Origin of the sequence: Treponema denticola ATCC 35405, from assembly GCF_000008185.1 — a bacterium.
In the GTDB taxonomy this organism is placed as follows: Bacteria; Spirochaetota; Spirochaetia; order Treponematales; family Treponemataceae; genus Treponema_B; species Treponema_B denticola.
The window spans coordinates 200,084-222,433 of record NC_002967.9 but is presented as its reverse complement, the minus strand read 5'-3'; the positions used below and the strand labels follow the sequence as shown (position 1 = coordinate 222,433).

At 38.9% G+C, this 22,350-nt stretch carries 13 protein-coding genes; 7 read left to right on the top strand and 6 right to left on the bottom strand.

From position 1 onward, the window contains the following. Positions 1 to 38: 38 nt before the first annotated feature. Complete coding sequence (locus tag TDE_RS00890; RefSeq protein WP_010956692.1) at positions 39 to 1,796, bottom strand: ATP-binding cassette domain-containing protein; 1,758 nt, start codon at positions 1,794 to 1,796, stop codon at positions 39 to 41. Next, a complete protein-coding gene (locus TDE_RS00885) occupies positions 1,786 to 3,546 on the bottom strand; it encodes an ATP-binding cassette domain-containing protein (protein ID WP_002681068.1) in 1,761 nt (586 codons plus the stop codon). The genes TDE_RS00890 and TDE_RS00885 overlap by 11 nt, the downstream gene beginning before the upstream one ends. Positions 3,547 to 3,752: 206 nt before the next feature. Here TDE_RS00885 and TDE_RS00880 point away from each other — a divergent pair, with 206 nt between their 5' ends. The 7 genes from TDE_RS00880 to pcp all read left to right on the top strand — a co-directional run bounded on the left by TDE_RS00880 (position 3,753) and on the right by pcp (position 14,215). Continuing rightward, positions 3,753 to 5,561 carry an ABC transporter permease gene (locus TDE_RS00880; protein WP_002681067.1) on the top strand — a complete coding sequence of 603 codons (1,809 nt, stop codon included), beginning with the start codon at positions 3,753 to 3,755 and terminating at the stop codon, positions 5,559 to 5,561. Next, positions 5,561 to 7,210 carry an ABC transporter ATP-binding protein gene (locus tag TDE_RS00875; RefSeq protein ID WP_002681065.1) on the top strand — a complete coding sequence of 550 codons (1,650 nt, stop codon included), beginning with the start codon at positions 5,561 to 5,563 and terminating at the stop codon, positions 7,208 to 7,210. Before TDE_RS00880 ends, TDE_RS00875 begins: the two co-directional genes overlap by 1 nt. A gap of 56 nt (positions 7,211 to 7,266) precedes the next feature. After that, complete coding sequence (locus tag TDE_RS00870) at positions 7,267 to 9,357, top strand: methyl-accepting chemotaxis protein (protein ID WP_002681063.1); 2,091 nt, start codon at positions 7,267 to 7,269, stop codon at positions 9,355 to 9,357. Positions 9,358 to 9,715: 358 nt separating this feature from the next. Next, a complete protein-coding gene (locus TDE_RS00865) occupies positions 9,716 to 11,806 on the top strand; it encodes a methyl-accepting chemotaxis protein (protein ID WP_002681061.1) in 2,091 nt (696 codons plus the stop codon). 72 nt (positions 11,807 to 11,878) lie between these two features. Beyond that, positions 11,879 to 12,553 (top strand): DUF969 domain-containing protein, encoded by a 675-nt coding sequence (locus TDE_RS00860; protein WP_002681060.1) that lies wholly within the window; start codon positions 11,879 to 11,881, stop codon positions 12,551 to 12,553. Continuing rightward, on the top strand, positions 12,546 to 13,544 hold the full coding sequence (locus tag TDE_RS00855; protein ID WP_002681059.1) for a DUF979 domain-containing protein: 999 nt from the start codon (positions 12,546 to 12,548) through the stop codon (positions 13,542 to 13,544). Before TDE_RS00860 ends, TDE_RS00855 begins: the two co-directional genes overlap by 8 nt. Before the next feature lie 17 nt (positions 13,545 to 13,561). Further along, positions 13,562 to 14,215 carry a pyroglutamyl-peptidase I gene (pcp, locus tag TDE_RS00850; protein ID WP_002681058.1) on the top strand — a complete coding sequence of 218 codons (654 nt, stop codon included), beginning with the start codon at positions 13,562 to 13,564 and terminating at the stop codon, positions 14,213 to 14,215. A gap of 108 nt (positions 14,216 to 14,323) precedes the next feature. Here pcp and TDE_RS00845 read toward each other — a convergent pair whose 3' ends face one another. The 4 genes from TDE_RS00845 to TDE_RS00830 form a co-directional block, all read right to left on the bottom strand. Then, entirely contained in the window at positions 14,324 to 15,760 is a 1,437-nt protein-coding gene (locus TDE_RS00845) for a nicotinate phosphoribosyltransferase (protein WP_002681057.1), read from the bottom strand. Positions 15,761 to 15,783: 23 nt separating this feature from the next. Continuing rightward, positions 15,784 to 18,324, bottom strand: coding sequence for a DNA translocase FtsK (locus tag TDE_RS00840; protein ID WP_002681056.1), 2,541 nt, complete (start codon positions 18,322 to 18,324; stop codon positions 15,784 to 15,786). 24 nt (positions 18,325 to 18,348) lie between these two features. Further along, the gene (uppP, locus tag TDE_RS00835) at positions 18,349 to 19,158 is read right to left on the bottom strand and encodes an undecaprenyl-diphosphatase UppP (protein WP_002681055.1); all 810 of its coding nucleotides are present in this window, start codon (positions 19,156 to 19,158) and stop codon (positions 18,349 to 18,351) included. A 78-nt stretch (positions 19,159 to 19,236) separates the two neighbouring features. Further along, positions 19,237 to 22,329, bottom strand: a complete 3,093-nt coding sequence (locus TDE_RS00830) for an AAA family ATPase (RefSeq protein WP_002681054.1) — start codon at positions 22,327 to 22,329, stop codon at positions 19,237 to 19,239. Positions 22,330 to 22,350: the final 21 nt, after the last annotated feature.

Here is a 22,350-nt window from a genome sequence, read left to right as displayed (position 1 = left end):
CCTCTAAAAACTTCAGTTTTTAGAGGTTTACCTTAGATTTAAATGTATGCGTCCGCCTGTGTGCAGTAAATGGCTTTGTACCGCTCGGAAGTCTTTAGCAGGTTTTCATGAGAATCGAACTCCTGTAATGTTCCGTTTTCCAATAATAATACTTTTGTTACATCCTTTGTGCAAGCTAAGCGGTGTGTTGTGATTATCGTGATTGCCTGACTTGGGTTTTCGGGAAGAATATATTTATATATGTTTGCTTCTTCAATCGGGTCGATTGCCGATACCGGTTCATCTGCTAAAAAAAGACTTGTATTTTCTTTTTCCAGACCGCGGGCAATAGCTATTTTTTGCCATTCACCGCCCGATAGCTCTCTGCCGCCCAAATCCTGCCCGATATTGGTATCACACTTATCGTCCATCGTTTCTAAAATTTTAGATAAAAGCATTTTGCTCTTTTTTGAAAAGACCGTTTTGTCTTGGCCGGAGCCGCTTCCAAAAATATTTTCGCCAAGGGTCAATGCGAATTTTGAAAAATCTTGAAAGACTCCCGAAATAGCATTTCTGTAAGAATCAATATCCAATTCTTTTATGTCGATGCCGTTTATTAAAATTGTACCGGAAGACGGGTCGTAAAACCGTAAAAGTAATTTTATCAATGTGGTTTTACCGGCACCGTTTTGTCCGACAAGAGCAACGGATTCTCCTGCATTTATTTTAAAAGATAAATTTTTGAGCACATAATTATTTTCAGAATAAGCAAAGCTGACATCTTGGAATTCGATAGAAGAAATAGGCCCGTTTAAAATCTTGCCGTTTTTTGATAAATCGATATTATCTGAAAGTTGCAAATAATTTTGCAGTTCTTCATAGAATAAAAAGGTTTGCTTATTGACTCCTATTTGTACCGAAATTGAAGAAGCCATTTTAAATATTCTATACACTGCAAAGATTAAAATAACCGAAGTTGCAAAACTGATTTGATTATTTGAAAATCTAAAAAATGAAACTGCAATAACTAAAGCCGTTACAAGAATGTTTGTCGAAAATGCTATAAAATCTACGATTAATTTTTTAGAGTTAAAAGTTTTCCATGTAGAATCGATTTGCTCATTCAGCTTTTCAAGATTCTTTTTTAATAATGGGATAAAAGAAAAAATGCGATTATCTTGAGCATGTTGTGCGGAAAGGGCCATAAACTTATATTGATATCCTCGTATCCTTAACTGCTGCATAGCAAGTTGTTTTTGCATAAATATCTTTGCTTTTGCTTTTTCGGTAAAATAAATAGGCAATAATGCCGGAATTAAAATTAAAAGAAAGATTAATTCTATTTTTGCAAAAAAGAAAACATAAAAAATAAGGTTTAATACAAGGCTTAAAAATGTAAATAACTCTCGTACTGAAGATGCCATAACTGACTTTGCATTTGCAAGGGTGTATGACATATCGATATAATCAGGATGTTCAAAAATTCCGATTCCCTTAAACCCGAAAGATCTTTTTATAATAAGATTATTGATATAAAGGCCTGTTTTGTATTCCAGCTTTTCAATTATAGTGCTTGAAACAAAATTCAAAATAGAGATAAAAAAATATAAAAGAGCCGGAAGGATTGTCAGACTTATCATTTCAGGAGTAAATAGCTTTGATATATTCGAATTGAGTATTAAATCTAAAGATTTTAAAACAAAATAATTAAGATATCCGGAAGTAATTGCTATTAACAAGAGCCAAATCAATTTTACGCTGTCGGCTTTAAACATTATTTTAATGGGAAGAAAAATTACAGAGTTTTTAGTTTTCATTTGCTTCTCCTTTTTCAATATGGGTGTACATAGACTTTTGTGAATTGTAAAGGCTTGCATAATATTCGGACTTTTGCATAATTTCGGAATGGGGGCCGCTTATTTCTATTTTTCCGTTCCTTAATACGAAAATTTCATCGCAATTTTTTATGCTTCCCATTCGGTGTGTAATAATCAACCTGATACCCTTTGTCTTTTTTATAATTGTTTGGAAAATATTATATTCTTCGATTGGGTCTATATTTGCAGTAGGCTCATCGGCAATAAAAAGGCTGTAAGGTTTACTTAAGGCGCGCATGACGGCAATGCGCTGCCATTCTCCGCCTGAAATATCATAACCGCCGAAACCCATATTTAATTGGGTGTTTTCTTGATTTGGCAATTTTTTAAAAAAAGGAGAAGATAATATTGAGTCAATATTGTTATATTTTGAAATATCTTGATTTGCAAATATATTATCCTTTGCAGAAAGTCCGTATCGCATAAAATTTTGAAAGATAACCGAAATTGCGTTTCTATAAGATTCTATTTCAAATTCTTTTATGGGAATGCCGTTAATCAGTATTTCGCCGCTGATGGGCTCTATAAACCGTAAAAGCAGTTTTACAATTGTAGATTTTCCTGCGCCGTTTTCGCCGACAAGGGCAAATACCTTTTTTGAATCTATTTTAAAGGAGAGGTTTTCTAAAACCATTCTTCTGTCATATCCGAAAGAAACCGACTTAAATTCAATTGAAGAAACCGGTTCATTAAATATCAACTTACCGTTTTGGATAGTTTGTAAGCTCAAAAAATATTTGTAATTATAAAAGTAATCCAATTCTTTTTGTAAATAAGCCCAAAAAGAACCGATACCTGAAATGTTTGAAGAAAGCTGAAAGAGAACTACAACGATCATCATAATTGCACCGGTAGACATCTCTGCGGATATGATTGATTTAAAGAATAAAAAGAAAATACCTGCGGTGCATATAAGTTTTATGAGTAGATTAAGCAAATTCCATCTTGAAGTTTTAGAAATGGAATTCATTCTTAAATTTTTTAATTCTGAAAAACAGGTATCAATTTTTTTCAGGAAAAGGCCGGTAAATGCAAAGAGTCTAAAATCTTTTGCAGCCGCGGCATCAAGCGATTTTCTAAAATAATACTCAAGTGCTGAAGATGGGATATTTCCTTTTTCAATCTCTTCTTGCTTGATTTTTGCAACTTTTTTTCGTATAAAAAATGAAGGAATATTTGCGGCAATTAATACGACTAGTAAAACCGGAGTGATAAAATTAAAAAGTAGGGAAATACAGATTGTATTAACAATTAAGGCAATAAGAGGCGAAAAAGAAATTAAATAATTTTCAATTACAAAATCTCCCATATTTAATTTTTCGATGGTTACAAAATACTGTCTATCCTTTAAATGCTGTAAGCCGTATAACTTTTCCGCCTTGCTAAGAATAGAAGCGTTTATTTTTTTATTTATTTTGAGAGCCGCTTTTTCGCAATATACGGACTGATATTTTGAAACTGAAACCGTAAGCAAAAAGCAAAGGCCTGCTATTGTCAGATTAAGCATATTTGTCTGAACAAAAGTATTTAAACTCGATGAAGCCGTTAGACTTGCTGTCAGAGCCTTTATATAGACCAATAAAACGGCACTGCATATTGCAGAAATTATTGCAAAAGTAAAAATTAAGACCAAGCTTAACGGATTTAGTTTAAAAACCAGTTTAAGCGAGTACAATAGTTTCTTGAACATCTTCTTCTCCTCAAAAAAGTTCAAGCGGTTTTTTATAAACCGCATATCTCCTCGTCGATCAGTATAACAAAAAAAAGTAATATAAACCAGCCGTTAGAATGGGAATAAAATCATCATTAGTAAATATATCTTAATTTTAGAATATAATTTTAGAAAAATATTGCGTAAAAGCTCGAGTTATAGTATAATCGTAAGGAAGTTAATTTATGGAGGAGACTTTGACTAAGACAATTCCGGTTTTTTTAAATCAAAGTAAGGATTTTTTTAGAAAACCTCAAAACCTGATATTGCTTATATTCGGTGTTGTGCTCTCTGTTACGACTATAGCTCCGGTAGTAACTATTCTTTTGGACACGGTTGCGGTTCATCCCGGAACCATAGATGCTATGCATGGGCCGAACGGTTTTACCGTCTTTAATTGGAAGGATATTTTTACCGGCTCCCTTTCGTCGAGAAATTTTTGGGGTCCGCTTACAAACACGCTGTTGCTTGCGATATTCAGCTGTATAGGAGCTATCTTAATAGGCGGAGTTTTTGCATATTTGATTACACGCACAAATATAAAATGCAAAAAATATCTGAATGTTGTTTTTATTTTTCCGTATATAATGCCTCAGTGGACATTGGCTCTTACTTGGATAAACTTATTTAAGAGTACTGCCGTCACGGGAGGCTCTAACGGAATACTTGCAGACCTTTTCGGAGTTACAATGCCTGCATGGTGGGCTGAGGGTCTATTCCCCGCAATTGTTGTTCTATCCCTGCACTATGCAGCCTTTGCCTATATTTTAATCGGCGGCATATTTAAAAATATGGATTCCAATTTGGAAGAAGCTGCCTTGATTTTAAATACCTCAAAATCAAAAATTTTCCGCAAAGTAACCCTTCCATTATTAAGACCTGCCATCCTATCGACCATCTTGCTCGTTTTCGGCAGCGCTATGGGTAGCTATCCCGTTCCGCACTATTTAAAACTGACAACCCTTTCCACCAAATATATAGACTTAAAGGTTGTAAGGACGGGGCAGGCAAGTATTATCGGCGTAGTGATGATGCTCTTCGGAATTTTAATACTGATTACAAACAGGCTCAGCATGAAATCCCGAAAAAACTATACCACAATTACGGGAAAGAGCGGACAGGTCAGCAAGGTAAATGTGGGAAAAATCGGGCAATATTTAATTCCTGCTATTTTAATTATCTTTACCTTATTTACCGGAATATACCCCGTTATTTCCTTTGCCTTTGAAACCTTTTTGCCCAACCCCGGAGACTACAGCTTTTTTAGGACAGGTAATTTTGCAAACCTAACCTTAAAATGGTGGACGCATCACTCGACCGAAGATGTCGGTATGTACGGACAATTCGGTATTTTATATAACCGTGCCTTTTGGATGAGTTTTAAAGGAACTATGATTGTTGCCTTTTTCTGCGCCTTCCTTGCAGGAACGATAGGGCTTTTGATAGGCTATTCGGTAAGCAAGCACAGAAGAAACAAGTTTGCAAATTACGTAAACGACATAGCTTTTTTGCCCTACCTTTTACCTTCGCTTGCAGTAGGTATAGCCTTCTTTATATTCGGATCTATGCTGGGAATATATGATACCTTTTTGCTTTTAATAATAGTCGGAACAATTAAGTATATTCCTTTTTCGTCGAGGAGCTCTCTTAACTCTATGCTTCAAATCAGCAATGAAATAGAAGAGTCTGCTTTGATACAGGACACGCCCTGGCATAAACGTATGACAAGGATAATAATTCCCATTCAAAAGACGGCAATTTTAAGCGGCTATCTTTTGCCCTTTATAACCTGTGTTAGGGAATTGACCCTATTTATGCTCTTGTGCAGTCAGTCCAAAATAAGCACAACCATGCTTGACTATTACGACGAAATGGGCTTATACGCCTTTTCGAGTGCAATCAACTTAATTTTAATTATATTTATTTTGGCCGTAAATTTCGGATTAAACAAGCTTACAAAGGCCGGAATCGATACGGGTGTAGGAGGTCAATAATGCCTGAGATAATTTTACAAAACCTTACAAAAAGATGGGGAAAATTTTACGGAACGGATAATTTAAATTTAACCATAGAAAATAATTCGTTTATTACCCTGCTGGGGCCTTCAGGCTGCGGCAAAACAACAACTCTTAGAATGATTGCCGGTCTTGAAACTCCGACAAGAGGAAAGATAATCATCGACGGGGAAACGGTTTTTGACAGCGAGCAAGGTATAAACATTCCTGCAAACAAAAGAAAGGTCGGTTTTTTGTTTCAAAACTATGCCCTTTGGCCGAATATGACCGTTTATGAGAACATAAGTTTCGGCTTAAAAAACATCAAAGAAATCATGCCTCTCTGCGATTTTGAAATTAAAAGAATAGATGACTTAAAAAAGATTTTAAATGAATGTGGAAAAGCTGTGGAAATTATTATCGACTCGCAGACTAAAGACAAGAAAAAAGGTAATAGACTTGACGAAAAAACAGCCTTGATAAAGTTAATAGACAACTTTATTATTTCGGAATATACGGCAAAAACGGTTTTGTCTTATGGGCTTGAAAAAGCTGAAAATCGTGAAGAAAAAGTAAGATCAATAATTTCCGGTTTGGATGAAAAGAGGGCATCTCTTTTAGAGAAGCACAAGAAAACCGGATTCTCGGTAAATAATAACTACGAACTTGTAGATGAAAAAGGCGAAGTTATAAAAAAAATACGCAAGCTTGAAAACGAAGAAATAGACTTAATAGTTCGCCGTGTTTCCCGCATCGTAAAAATCGGAATGTTTATGGATCGGTATCCCAATGAACTTTCAGGTGGACAGCAGCAAAGGGTTGCCATTGCCCGAACCCTGGCTCCCGGGCCCAAGGTGCTTTTTATGGATGAGCCTCTTTCAAACCTTGATGCAAAACTCCGGCTTGAAATGCGGAGTGAATTGCAGCGTCTTCATTTGGATACAAAATCGACATTCATCTATGTTACCCATGATCAGCTGGAGGCTATGACTCTGGCAACAAAGATATGCTTGATGGATAACGGTCTTTTGCAGCAATATGATGCTCCCTTGGATATCTATGAAAAACCGGTAAACTTATTTACCGCAGACTTTATAGGAAATCCTTCGATAAATTTTATAGAAGCTGCGGGCGAAACCTCTGCAGACGGAGATTTTAATTTAAGTTGTTTAGAAGGCTTGCAATTTAAGTTTAAGCCGGCTCAAAAAATCGATTATAAAGAATGGCTTTTGAAAACGGAGGCCGAAATTAAAAAACAAAGAGAAGAAGAAGCCGAACGCACAAAAAATGCAGAAAAGGAAAATAAGATTTTGCCTTTTAAGTATCACATTGCAAAGGCCGATGAAGCGGAGTTTGATTTAAATTCTCCCATACCGACTGAAAAAGATTTTATCATCGGAGTCCGCCCCGAGTTTATTAAAATACACGAAAACGGAAAATTGACAGGTTCTATATACAGCTCGATGCCCACAGGTATGGAAACTACCGTTAAGATTAAGGTGGGGAACCTTCTTTTAACGGGTGTCGTGTTTTTAAATATAACCTACAAAATAGGCGAAAAAATAAAATTCGACATTGAAGGCGATAGAATTATGCTCTTTTCAAGCCTTAATCAAAGATTGATTTCTTTGGGATGCTTGGAAAAATAAGATATACATCATGTCGTGGATTGAGACTTGTCAATCTAAAAAAAGGAGTACCATAAATGAAAAAACGTTTTTCAATCCGCTACAAACTGATTATAGTCTTCGGAGTATTGATAGCCATCGCTTCTTCGATGGAAGGTTTTCTTGCAACTCGTACTGCTCGCAAAGCGTTAGCAGAAAAAGTCGATACGCATTTACTCGACAAGGCGGCCGATATTGCAGAAATTATTGATGGGCGCGTCACGGCTCTTTTTCAGTTTCTCGAGGGCATTGCCCGTATGCCTGAGTTGTCGGATTCTTCTTATTCTTATAGCCAAATAGTATCCTTTTTACAAAAAGAGTCTCGTTTTAACGACCGTATAAAAGAATTAGATATAACGGATACAAATGGAACCTTTTATTATGCGGGAGGTTCAGTTCAGGTAAGCGACCGAGAATGGTTTAAAGCGGCTCTTGCAGGAAAAAAATTTGTTACTGAACCGTATATAGAAAGGGCAACCGGAACACTCGTAACAACCTTTGCCGTCCCTATTCTCGATTCTACCGATACCATAGTCGGAGTTTTGTCCGCCGACGTTAAAGGCTTACTGTTATCGGAATATATATCTGACATAGTTGTCGGGAAAACCGGTATTTGCTACATTTTAGGGCTTACGGGAACTACCATTGCCGATAGAGATGAAGAATTGGTAACCGGCCATATGAATTTCAGTGAAGAGGCAAAAAAGAATGCAGCTTATGCTTCCCTTGCAGAATTTGAAAGAATGGCGGTAAAAGCCGACGAGTCTTCCATCGGTTTTTATGAATACAAGGGCGTAAGTAAAATCGCTTCACATGCTAAGATGAAAACTACCGGCTGGACTATTGTTATAAATGCCCCCGTAAATGAATTTATGGGATCGGTAAATACCCTGGGTACTTCAATGATCGGTACAGGTGTGATAACCTTTTTGATTGCACAATTAATTGTCTTTTTTATAGCCGGCACCATAGTAAAACCTATAAAAACTGCCGTTTCAGCCTTGAAAAACATTGCACAAGGAGAGGGAGATTTAACTGTGCGTCTTCCAATACGCGGTAACGATGAAATTACCGATTTGTCGGGATATTTTAATCAAACTATTTCAAAAATAAGTTCATCGGTTAAACAAGTAGGTCTAAACACCGGAGATATGGAAGATATCGGCAACGAGCTTGCGTCGAATATGACCGAAACCGCCAGTGCCATACATCAAATAAGTGCCAACATTGACGGCGTAAAGCAGCAAGCTTTTACCCAAGCGGCAAGCGTTAGCGAAACCGCAGCTACCATCGAAGAAATTATCCGCACAATAAAACAGCTGAACGGAAGTATTGAAAATCAGGCAGCGAATGTCGCAGAATCTTCTTCAGCTATCGAGCAGATGGTAGGAAACATAGCTTCTATTACACAGACGCTCGGCAAAACCGATGATGTTATAAAAACGCTTGCGTCCGCTACCGCTGACGGTAAAGACACTATTACCGGAGCAAACAGCGTTACGCAGAAAATAACGGAAGAATCGGGTGGTTTATTGGAGGCCTCTAGTGTCATTCAGCACATAGCCTCACAGACTAATCTTTTGGCGATGAACGCTGCCATCGAAGCTGCTCATGCAGGAGAAGCAGGCAAAGGTTTTGCCGTTGTAGCCGATGAAATCAGAAAGCTCGCAGAAGAATCCAGTAGCCAAGGAAAGGCAATCACTTCTACCCTCAAACTTCTGTCGGGAGAAATTGAAGCTCTTTCATCCTCTTCAAAAACGGCAGAAGAAAAGTTCAACGCTATTTTTACCCTTTCGGAACAAGTCAAAACGATGAGCCAAAACCTAATGGACGCTATGCGTGAACAGGAAAACGGCAGCAAGGAAGTCTTGTCGGCTATTCGCGATATAAACATGGTAACCAGTCAGGTAAATGACGGTTCCGCAGAAATGCTGCGAGGCGGTGAGAATGTAGCTAAAGAAATGCAAAAACTTGACGCTCTGACCCGCATAATTACCGACAGTATGAACGAGATGGCTGCCGGTGCGTTGCAGATTAGCAATGCCATACAGGAAGTAAACGATATAAGCCAAAAAAATAAGGCCAGTATACAAAATCTTGTGGAAGAAGTTGGGAAATTTAAAGTGTAAGCCGGTGTTGTTTTTATTGAATTTTTGGATGATGTTTTTCTATCTTCTCAAGGAAGCGCTTGAAAGTTCAGAAAAACTAAAAAAAATTCTTTTAAAGCTTGCAGTATGCGGGAAGGCATGGTATACTTTATAACAATGATAGAGAAGACTTCAATAGCAATTACAAGTCTTCTCGCAAAAAAAGTGCAAAAAGTTTTTCAAAAATACTTGGCATAAAACGTGCATGCCGGATAAAATTCGAAGCCTAGCAGCCGAGGGATGCCTCTGACCAAATATTTTTAAATAGCTACAGCTCTTTGATAAGGTATACATCGTGTCTTGGATTGAGACCTGTCAATCTAAAAGAGGAGGACCATAGATGAAAAAACGTTTTTCAATCCGCTACAAACTGATCATAGTTTTTGGTCTATTGATAGCCATAGCTGCTTCGGTGGAAGGTTTTCTTGCGACCCGTATCGCCCGTAAAGCCGTTACCGAAAAGGTGGAAGATCACTTAATCGACAAGGCGACTGATGTTGCCGAAATTATTGACGGGCGCATTACCGCAGTTCAGCAATTCCTTGAAGGTATAGCGCGTATGCCTGTCTTCAGCGATGCCTCCGTTTCAAATCAGAAAAAAGTTGAACTGCTGAAGGAACAGGTTGCGTTTAATACAGCCATTCATGAATTGGATTTCAGTGAGCTTGACGGTACACTCCACAGTATTAACGGACGTGCTAATGTCGGTGACAGAGAATGGTTCAAAGCGGCACGAAACGGAAAAGCATTTCTTTCCGAACCGCTTTTTTCAAAGACGACACAAAAACTCATCCAAGTTATTGCTGTTCCGATTTACGATGATAATCATCAAATTATAGGTGTTCTAAGTGCGGATTTTGACGGGTCTTGGCTTTCCGAACAGATTAAAGATATAGTTGTCGGCAAAACAGGTAATTGCTATATAATGGGAGATACAACAAACATTGTTGCAGATAAAGATATCGAGCTGGTTAGAAATCAAGTGAGCATTATCGAGCTGGCAAAAACGGACAAAGAGCTTGCTTCGTGTGCCGATTTTTTGGAGTATGTTTGGGATACAGACGAAAGCGAGGTCGGCTATTACACATACAAAGGAGAATCTTACATAGCTTCTTTTGCCACAATGAAAACCACTGGTTGGTCTGTTATTATCCGCGCACCGGTAAATGAGTTTATGGGAGCAGTTAATACTTTGCGTAGGTCGGTGTTCGGTATCGGAACAGTGGTTATATCTATTGCACTGGTTATCGTTTTCTTTGTAGCCCTTGCATTGATTAAACCCATAACGGCTATCGTTTCCGCACTTAAAGACATCGCAGAGGGTGAAGGCGATTTAACGGTACGCCTTCCCGTACACGGCAATGACGAGATAACCGACCTCTCAGAATACTTTAATCAGACTATTTCGAAAATAGGCTCATCGATTAAGCAAGTAGGCCTTAACAGCGTCGATATGGAAAACATCGGCAACGAGCTTGCAAGCAATATGACCGAAACCGCCAGCGCCGTACACGAGATAAGCGCCAACATAAACGGAGTAAAGCAACAGGCTCTTACCCAAGCAGCAAGCGTTACCGAAACGGCTGCAACCATTGAAGAAATTGTTCGTACGATTAAACAGCTAAATGGAAGTATCGAAAATCAGGCTGCCAGCGTCGCCGAATCCTCCGCTTCAATCGAACAGATGGTTGCGAATATTGCATCCATCACGCAGACACTTGGTAAAACCGATGACGTTATAAAAACGCTGGCTTCCGCTACCGCCGACGGCAAGGAAACACTTTCAGGCGCTAACAGCGTTACGCAGAAAATAACGGAAGAGTCGGGCAGTCTATTGGAAGCCTCAAGCGTTATCCAGCACATTGCAAGCCAAACCAACCTATTGGCAATGAACGCAGCTATTGAGGCCGCTCATGCAGGAGAAGCAGGCAAAGGTTTTGCCGTTGTAGCCGATGAAATCCGAAAGCTTGCAGAAGAGTCTTCCGCACAGGGCAAAACAATAACTGCAACGCTTAAAGCGCTTTCGGGTGAAATAGAAGCTCTTTCCACCTCGTCAAAAACCGTAGAGGAAAAATTTAACGCTATTTTCAATTTGGCCGAGCAAGTTAAATCGATGAGTGACACTCTTACCGAAGCTATGCATGAGCAAGAGAAAGGAAGTAAGGAAGTTTTGTCTGCCATTAAGGGTATCAACACGGTAACGGTTGAAGTGCAGGCAGGCTCTGAAGAAATGCTGAAAGGAGGGGAGAGTGTTGCCGAGGAGATGCAAAAACTGGATGGACTGACCCGCGTTATAACTGACAGCATGAACGAGATGGCCTCCGGTGCGGTACAGATTAGCAATGCCGTACAGGAAGTAAATGAGATAAGCCAAAAAAATAAGGCCAGCATCCAAAATCTTACGGAAGAAGTTTCTAAATTCAAAGTGTAATTATTTATAATAGACAAAGCTTTATTTTTTTGGTAAAATACGCCGGATATAAACCAATAAAAGGAGTTGGATATGAACTATTTGGTTTTAATAGGCGTTGCAATTATTATTGCCGGTTTTATTTTAAAACTCGATGTAGTTGCAGTTGTTTTGATTTCAGGTCTTGTAACAGGTTTGATTGCAAAGATGGGATTCGTTGAAGTCCTTAATGCAATAGGTACAGGTTTTGTCAACAACCGCTACATGAGCTTGTTTTTTATTTCTTTTCCTGTAATCGCTATTATGGAGCGTTACGGATTAAAGGAAAGAGCTGCAGACTTTATTAAAAAGATAAAGGGAGCAAGTGCCGGTATGGTTATTTGGCTCTACATTCTTATACGAACAATTGCTTGTGCATTTTCTATTAGATTGGGCGGTCATGTTCAGTTTATAAGACCCTTAATCCTCCCCATGGCTGAAGGAGCTGCTCAAAAACATGTAAAGCTTACCGAAGATGATATCGAAAAAATTAAGGGGCTCGCAGGAGCTTCCGAAAACTACGGAAACTTTTTCGGTCAAAATATTTTTCCTGTTGCATCTGGTGTTCTTTTAATTACAGGAACTCTTAAGGAACAAGGTCTTGATATTACAAATACTGATGTAGCTAAGTACTCAATTTTAGCCGGTGTTGCAATGGTTCTTATAGCCTTGGTGCAGTGCTGGCTATTTGAAAAGTCACTTAGAAAAGGAGAAAAGGCAGATGTTTAGTTTTATTCATAATAATACAATGGTTATAGATGAAATTGTTTACGGCCTTTGCGGTCTAGTTTCTATTATCACAGCCGTAATCTCCTTAAAAGATAAAAAGAATCCAATCGGAACATTTTTGTTCTGGGGCATCTTAGGTCTCTTGTTTATGTTCGGTAAAGTTATCGTTCTTAACGTACCTTACGGAGGTGCCATTATCGGAGGCTTACTCATTGTTTTGGGCGGTTTTACTCTTACAAAACAAGTAAAAGTTGCAGATATTAAGTCGGCAACAAAAGAAGAGATTACCGAAAATTCAAAAAAGGTAGGCAACAAGATTTTTATTCCAGCCGTTTTGATAGGTGTTGTTGCGATGTTATTGGCTCAAATGAAGAGCTTTAAAATTTCGCTTGGAACAAATGCTGCCGGAAAAGAAATAATCTTTGGTTTTTCTACTGCACAAGTTGTAGGCCTTGCTTCCATAGTTGCCCTCATTTTTGCAATATTTTTAACCAAGCCTAAGATGAAGAATACTATCAATGATACTTCAAAGATGCTCATGCAGGTCGGCTCTTCAAGTCTGCTTCCTCAGCTCCTCGGCGTTTTGGGAGCAATCTTTGCAACAGCCGGAATAGGTAAGATAATCGGCCATTTTGCAAGCGGTATTGTTCCTCAGGGTGTTCCCGTATTGGGCGTTATCGCTTATTGTCTTGGAATGGTAATCTTTACGATGATTATGGGAAATGCTTTTGCCGCTTTTACCGTTATCACAATCGGTGTAGGTGTTCCCTTTGTAATTGCTCAAGGCGGAAATCCTGCTGTTGTAGGAGCCTTAGGTATGACTTGCGGATACTGCGGTACGCTTTTAACACCTATGGCTGCAAACTTTAACATTGTTCCTGCCGCAATTTTGGAAACTAAAAATAAATATACATTGATTAAGGCCCAAGCCCTTATGTCCTTTGCTTTGATTATTGTTCATATTATTTTGATGTTGATATTTGCGTTTTAAAATTAGTGAGGAGATAAATGAAAATTTTAGTTACCGGTTTTGATCCTTTCGGCGGCGAAAAGATTAATCCGGCTCTTGAAACAATTAAACTTCTTCCCAATGAAATTTTGGGAGCAAAAATTATCAAGCTGGAAATTCCGACAGTTATCGGAAAATCCGTAGCAAAGATAAAAGATATGATCGAAAAAGAAAACCCTGATGTAGTTTTAAGTATCGGTCAAGCCGGAAACCGGGCCGATATTTCGGTTGAAAGAATCGGTATAAATATTGATGACTGCCGAATTCCCGATAACGAGGGTAATCAGCCCATTGATGAACCCGTTGTAAAAGACGGGCCTGCTGCCTACTTTGTTACTTTGCCCATTAAGGCCATTGTCGAAAAGGTAAAAGCCGGTAAAATACCTGCTTCAATATCGAATACGGCAGGAACTTTTATCTGCAACCATGTCTGTTACGGCGTAGCCCATATTGCTGCGGCAAGAACGGCTCAGGGCAAACCGATGAAAAGCGGTTTTATTCATATTCCGTTTTTACCCGAACAGGTTATCGGAAAGCCCGCCTTAACGCCTTCAATGAGTTTGGAGATGATTGTAAAAGGAATTGAGCTTGCAATCGAAGCTATTGTCCAAAATAATTCCGACATAAAGGTTTCGGGCGGTAAAATTTGCTAAAATACATTTTTTAAGAATTTATCTTAAATTTTAAAAACGCCTATTAGGATTAAATATCTTAATAGGCGTTTTTTGTGGGAAGTATAATCGGTTTTTTTATCATCAATATCAGTTTTTAAAAACCGGTTTATTTTTTATCAGCTGCTGTTTTAAATCCCTCATCTTTTCGCTTAAAGAAACCTTGTATATGTGAGGGTTTAAAAGGCGCTTTGAAGTGTAGTCCAAACTGTCGAGCTGTTTTTCAGCATAGGCTTTGATTTCTTTAAGACTTGGAGCCTTGCCGACAGCCTTGCCGTTTTCAATACGTTTTTCTAAAAGAGCTTCAATCTTTGTCGGTGTAAAGGTAAAATTCTGATAATCGTTTGCAGGGTGATAAAAAGTCTGCTCCACACCCTCTTCAATTTTTTCGTCTTCAAGGGTCAACACATCGGCCTTAAATGTTCCGTCGGGATTGTATAGGCGCCAAACCTGCTTACATGCAGGGTTAGTCATCTTTGCTGGATTATCAGAAAATTTCATAACCGGAGTCCATTCCGCTTCTCCTAAACTCTTGCGGGCGGCCATTTTGTATACGCCTGTAAGAGATGCTTCATTTCCGCCCGTAACCATGTGAGTACCTACTCCCCAAGAATCTATAGGTGCATTGTTTTGAACTAGGGATTCTACAATTTCTTCCGTCAGTTCGTTTGAAACGGAAATCTTTGCTTTAGTACAACCTGCTTCATCAAGCCGCTTCCGCACATCCTTACTCAAATAATAAATATCTCCCGAATCGAGGCGTACTCCGAAGTTTTTCCCCTTTTCTTGCAGCCGCTTTCCTACCTTGATAGCATTTACAATACCCGAACGGAGCGTATCATAAGTATCTATTAAGAATATTGAATTGTCGGGATACATGTCAGCATAGGCCTGAAAGGCATCTTCTTCGCTTTTAAAAGACATTATCCATGAGTGAGCCATTGTTCCGAGGGCGGGTATGCCGAGTTCCTTGGCAGCAAGGGAATTGCTTGTGCCGAAAGCTCCGCCTATGTAGGCAGCTCTTGTTGCACTCATAGCACCGTCATTGCCTTGAGCTCTGCGGAGACCGAATTCCATTATAGATCCCTTTTTTGAGGCCAGCCAAATTCGGGCTGTTTTGGTTGCTATAAGGGTTTGGAAATTTATCATGTTTAAAATTAGGCCTTCCAAGAGCAAGGCTTCAACCGTATCAGCTTCGATACGGATTAAGGGTTCATTCGGGAAAACGAGACTGCCTTCTTTCATTGCCCAAATATTGCCCGAGAATTTAAAACCGGCAATATATTCCAAAAAATCTTTTTCAAATATTCCTAAAGACTTAAGCCAGTCGATATCGCTTTTTTCAAAGTGAAAATTTTGAATGGTTTTTAAGAGGGGTTCAAGGCCTGCAAAGACGGAATAGCCCCCCTTAAAAGGATTTGATCTAAAAAACATTTCAAAAACGGTTTTTGTATTGTTTCCTTTTTTCCAAAAACCTTGAGCCATTGTCAATTCATAAAAGTCTGAAAATAAAGCATTATCAATCATAAATTTTACCTCACATAATTATTTTAAGAATGCGTAATTACTTCCCTCGGTTTTGAGCCGTTTGCAGGGCCGACTACTCCGCGTTCTTCCATTTCTTCTACTATTCGTGCAGCACGATTATAGCCTATTTTAAGCCGCCTTTGAATGTAAGAGGCTGAGGCTTTTCCTTCTGCCAAAACAATCTCTAAAGCTTCATCATAGAGCGGATCGCTTTCTTCTCCGAAGAGGGTTCCTTGCGAATATTCTTCATCGTCTACAAATATTTCGTCATCTATGTAATCGGGTTCTCCGAAGGTTTTTACACATTCTACTACTTGCTCTACCTCATCATCGGAAACAAAGGTTCCTTGGATTCGGGCAGGGAAGGGTTTGGTTGTACTTACGTAGAGCATGTCTCCCTTTCCTAAAAGCTTTTCGGCTCCGATGTTATCGAGGATAATTTGGCTGTCTACACGGGAGGCGACCATAAAGGCTATCCTGCTTGGAATGTTTGCTTTAATTAAACCTGTAATTACATTGGTCGAGGGCCTCTGGGTTGCAAGTACTAAGTGAATACCTACGGCACGGCTCATAGCACAGAGCCTTGAAACGGTAGCTTCAAGTTCCTTTCCTGTAGTAGACATAAGGTCGGCGAATTCGTCAATTATTATTACGATGTAGGGCAGCGGTTCGGCTGCAATCTTTTCTCTTTTTATTTTTTTATTGTAGCTTTTAATATCTCTGACGCTCATAGAGTCAAGCATGGCATAGCGCCTTTCCATTTCGCAGATACAGTACTGCAAGCCTTGAAGAGCTCTTTTGGGTTCTGTAATAACGGGAGTCAATAAATGGCCGATGCCGTTATAAAGTTTAAGCTCTACTATCTTTGGGTCAACTAAGAGGAGTTTTACTTCTTCGGGGCTCTTATTGTAAAGTATTGAAAGAATAATGGAGTTTACACAAACGGATTTACCTGAACCGGTAGCACCTGCTATCAAAAGATGAGGAGTCTGACAAAGGTCCAAGGTTTGAGGCTCTCCCGTTACATCTTTTCCAAGAACGATAGGTATGCCCATTTTTTCGGTTTCTGGAATTTGAGTTTCGATTAGCTCTCTAAAGCCGACTATTGCTCTTGATTCGTTAGGAACTTCAATACCGACAGCTTGTTTTCCCGGAATGGGGGCGACAATACGAACGCTTTGAGCAGCAAGGCGGAGGGCTATATTATCTTGAAGGGCTGTAATTTTACCCAGTTTTATTCCCGGAGGCGGCAAGACTTCAAACATGGTAACTACAGGCCCCTTCCTTATACCTGTAATTTCAATTGCTATATTAAATTCTTCAAAGGTATTTTTTAATGCTACTGCGGCTTTTCTGGTTGAATCGTCAACTATCCAGTATTCGTTTCCCGGATATTTTGTTAATAGGTCATAAGGAATGTGGTAGCCCTTTTTTTTATCCTTGGAGTCCTTTTTCGGTTTTAAGGGCTGGGCTGCACTGATTTCTATATCGCCGCTCAATTCTTCTGAAAGAGGAGCCTCTGCTTCATCTTGATCCTCATCATCAGTATCGATATCGTCAACATCGGTATTTTCAGAATCATCATCATTTTCAAGGTCTTCGTCTTCGGTAATTTCGTTCGGCTCAAGGTTACCATATTCGGCAATTTCAGGTTGTTCATACTCAGCGTATTCAGTAAGATTTTCATCACTTTCTTCTTCTGAAGATGATAAAAATACTTCATCTTTACCGTCATCTATGGAGTTAAGCTCTTCTAAGTCCTGTTCAGTGTTTATATCTTCTATTACGACAAGGGATTCTATAATGCTTTTTTTGGATTCTTCAGGAGCTGCGCTTCCTATGTCTACCTGTATATCTGCATCTATGTCTTTAAGAGGGGGGGCTTCTTTTGGTTCTTCTGTTCTGCTATTTAGCTGAGATTTTATAAACTGACTTCGTGTAAGGCCGGCCTCCGACATGGTTTGTCTGTTGGTCTCCGGGGCTGTCTTTATATTTGTTTTTAGCCAAAATCCTGTTTTGACTGTCTCATTTCCTTCTCCGAAAACCATGGGTGTTTCTGAAGAAGAATAGCTGTCACCTATGATATCCTCTATTTCGTCTTTTTCTTCAGGTTGAACAGAGGCTTTTTGATGGACTCTTTCACTTAATATAAGGGTAAGAAATACCTCCATCAAGAGTAAAAGGCCTGTTGCAAGAGTTACGGCAATTTTTGTAAATTCTTGAACCGTGTTATTTGCAATTTTAGGAAGTAGAAAATAAACTAGGTGCTCTCCCATAACACAGGTTAAAAAATACACCGGCATAAATGACAATAAAAATTTTGAATGAAGAGACCAGCCCGGAATCATCAATAAAATTGAAGAATAAAGAAGAATAATAGGTATCAGCAAAGAAGAAAATTTATATGTGGAAAAAAGAATCGTGCCTATTGTTTCAAAGGGGAATATATAACCTTTAAAACCGAAAATAGGTAAGAGAACCGCCAAGGCTATGTAGATTGAGATCATAAAAATTAAAATACCCAAAGTAATTGATATGACCCTATATTTTGATTCTTCTATCAAATTTTAACTCCGAAAACGTAAAAATTATCCGGCAAAACCCCAAAAATAAATACTAAGACCGAGTCCCAGCGGAATCAGATAGAAAGCAAAGTACATAAGCTTTCCGTTTTTTATAAGTTTAAGTAAAAACCGGAGAGAAAAATAACCTACAACAAAGGCGCTTATCATTCCGGATATTAGGCTTATAGGGCTTACACCTGCAAGAAGATTATCGGCAGATTTGATTTCAAGTATAAATGCGGCAAGAATTGCCGGTATTGATAATAAAAAGGAAAATTCTCCGGCCTTTTCCCTATCAAGACCTGCAAAAAGAGAGGCCGAAATGGTGCTGCCCGAACGCGAAATACCGGGGATAACTCCTATGCCTTGAGCAAGGCCTGTAATAGCTGCCGTAAGGAGAGTTACGTTTTTTGCCTGTTTATTGTGTTTTATCTTAGACGATGCGATTAAAAGAAGCCCTGTTATTATAAAGAAGATGGGTATTAGACGAATGTCGATGGTTTTTACCCAATCTTTTAATAAAAGGCCTATTACGCCTGTGACTGCGGTTGCAACTATAATGGCTGCTATCATCATAAGGTCGTCCTTATCTTCAGGCTTGGATTTTCTTATGATAAATCGGCCTAAAACAGAAAAAAGGCCTGCTATTCTTTTTGCAAAAACCGTGCAGACAGCTGCAAGGGTTGCTACATGCAGGAGTATATCAAAAAGGATAGGAAGATCTTCTTGTTTAAAAAAATATTCTACAATTGCCAAATGGCCTGAGCTTGAAATAGGCAGAAATTCGGCTAAGCCTTGAACCGCCCCTAAAATAATAGCTTGAAAAATCGACATAAATTTCTCCCGAAAGGTTTTACATACGATAAAGCAACACTATATCACAAAAAAGAGAAAATTTCCAGCAGGGAATGCTTAACCTCTTATTTTTATTGTAGAACCATTGGAGTTCTTTTCTATTTCGATTTTTTGGGGGATGCGGGTTTTTAGCTCGCTGACATGGGAAATTATCCCGACCATGCGGTTACCCCTTACCTCATCGAGAATGCTTATGGCGTTTTCAAGGCTTGCTTCATCGAGGCTGCCGAAGCCCTCATCTATAAACATTGAATCAAGCCTTATGCCTCCGCTTCTTGTTTGAATGGAGTCGGCAAGGCCGAGGGCTAAGCTTATGGAAACCATAAAGGTTTCTCCTCCCGAAAGACTGGCTGTAGGACGGATGCCGCCCGTATAGGCATCATAAATTTCCATGTCCAATCCGGAAAGATTGTTGCCCGAAAGCTCCTTGCTCAACTTTAAGACATAGCGGCCTCCGCTCATGCGTTCAAGACGGGTGTTGGCATAGACGATTATTTCGCGCAAAAAGGCCGAGAGCATCCAAATATTGAATTTCAGTTTGTATTTATTGCTGCCGTTTAAACTTAAAGAAAGCTCGGTTATAAGTTGAGCTTCTTCTGCTCTTTGTTTTAATTCCTTTAAAAGGCTCTGTCGTCTTTCAAAAAGGTCTTTGAGCTTGTCGAGGGAGCTTTTTATTTCTGCAAGGCGGTCTTGTTCTTCATCAAGATTTTTTTGCAAGATTATAATTTCGTCTTCAATCTTTTCGGGCTGAATAAAAGTTTTGCCTTCAATATCTTTTTTGAGGCCGGCGGCGGAATGTTCCAAGGTAATCTTTTCTTCTTTAAATTTTGTTATGGTTTCTTCAAAATCGGAGATTTTTTCTTCGGGCAAAATAGAATCTAAAAGCTCTTTTAAGGAGGAAAAGCCTTTACGCTCAAAAGAATCTTTTAAATTTTCTTCTTCTTCCAATAAAGATTTTTCCCACTTGGCCAACTGTTCCTGTCTTTGAATAAGCCCCGCCTTTATGCTTGTATGACGGTCATTGTTTTCTTTGAGCTTTTCCTCATAACCGCTTATTTTACGGTCGGAGGCAAAAATCATTTCATTACAGCCCTCGATAGTGTCATCTATATTTTCTTTTTGGATATCGGAGGGGATAGATTTAAAGGCATCATCATATTGCTTTTTCTTTTCATGGAGGATTGTGTTTAACTCGCTTTCTTTTATCTTGATATTTGTAAGAGCATCTGTTAGAGCTTCTTTTTGGGTTTGAATAGAAGAAAGTTTTTGCTCCAAATTTATTTTTGCAGTATTTGCGGTTTGGGCTTCTTTAAAAAGAAGAGAGTCTTTTTCGGCTTCCTTTCCGGCTTGCGGAAGAAGGTCTTCTATTGTTTTTTCCGAGGGCATCTCTTCAAAAATAAAGGAAGTGTTTTTAAATTCTTCATTCAGATTGAAAAAAGAGCGGTCAAGCTCTGCCAGCTGCTCCTTATGCCAGTCCGCATCTTTATTGCGGGCTGTGAGGCTGTTGCTTAGAGAGTCTTTATCGAGATTAAACTTTTCGATGCTGCGTTCACATTTTTGTATTTTTTCGTCCAGAGAAAAAATACTTTCCGTATTTTCGACGGCAGGGGAAGGATGATGGATTGAGCCGCAGACAGGACATGGCTCTCCGTCTTTTAAGTGAACGGCAAGGGCTGAGGCTTCTGCGTTTATTTCCAAATCTTTTTTTTCTTTTTTAAGTTTTTCAAAAAGCTCTTTTTCTATTTCGATGTCCTTTAAAATTAACTGTAAATCGTTGTAGTTTTTTTCGGCGGCCGCCTTATGGGTTGTGTAGAGCTTTGAGGCTTTTTCTTTTTTTACCGCAATATCAAAAAGTCTTTTTAGGTAAGAAAGTTTTTGGGTTGAGGTTTCAGCCATTTCCTTTCTGTTATCGAGCTCGCTGATTATTTCAAGGTATTCCGAAACTTTGTCTTTTAGTTCCTGAATGTTTTTTTCGGTTTGAGCAAGTTTTTCGGTATTTTCTTTTTTTTGTAAAGAAAGACCTTTTTTCTCATAAGAGCGTTCTTCTATTTCTTTGTATACCTCGGCAGCCCTTTTGAGGCGGTCGAGGCTTTGCTTTAGGGCCGTATTGTTTTCTTTTTCGGCTTCGATTTCTTTTTCTTGTGCTTTAAGAGAATCCAAAACTTGGGTTACGGCATTTAGGTCTTTTATCTTTTTTTCGATGTCGGTTTTATATTCGGCTATGTTGTTTTTCAGTTTGCTTACGGAATCGGCAAGCGCTGCAAGAGAGGCGGCTCTGCGGGCTTTTTCGACTGCTTCTTCCATCAGGCCTATTTCTTCTTTATGGGCATTAAGATTTTCGAGCCTTGTTTTTATTGTTACAAGTTCTTCTTTTTTTTCTTTGAGAACCTTTGCCTGTTCTTTTTCGGAGATTTTTTCCTCTATTTTTTTTGATATTTTGTTATAATTTTTTTTGATAAGTTCTATCTCTTTTTCAAAGCCTTCTTTTTTTGAAGGATAGGAATCGGCATCGAATTCTTTTCCGAGGGCTTCAAGGGCATCTTGCGTGTTTTTTATCTTATAGGACTCCGCTTTTTCTCTTTCCTTTAGATTTTCCATTATTTTGGTGTAGCGGGAAATCGGAAAAAGCTCTTCAAGGGTTTCTTTTTTTTGGCTTGAGTTTTCGCGTAAAAAAGCGGCGAATTCGCCTTGGGGGAGGAGGACAATGCGGGCAAATTCTTTTTCGTTTAGGTTTATTATGTTCAATATTTTTTTATCCGTGTCCCTTTTATTTGTAGAGCTTAAATCTTTCCAAGTTTTGCCGTCCCATTGAGCTAGGGCCGATTCTTCAGGCGTTTCGTTTTTCTTTCCCGGGCGTAAAAAAGGGAGCCTTCTAAAAATCCTGTATTTGGCAGGTCCCATAGTAAATACAAGCTCAACCTCGGCCGTTTCCTCTTCGGGGGCAAACTGACTTCTGAGGCTGCGGGTAATTTGGGAGCGGCTCCCCAAAGGCTTTGAATAAAAGGCATAAGAGATTGCATCGAAGATGGTTGTTTTTCCGGCACCGGTTTTTCCGCATACCAAAAAAATAGAATCCATGAGGCTAAAATCTATTGTGTGGGTTCCTCGAAAGGGGCCTATATTGGTTAGTTTTAAAATTTCAGGCTTCAAATTTATTCCTCCGGTAATGTC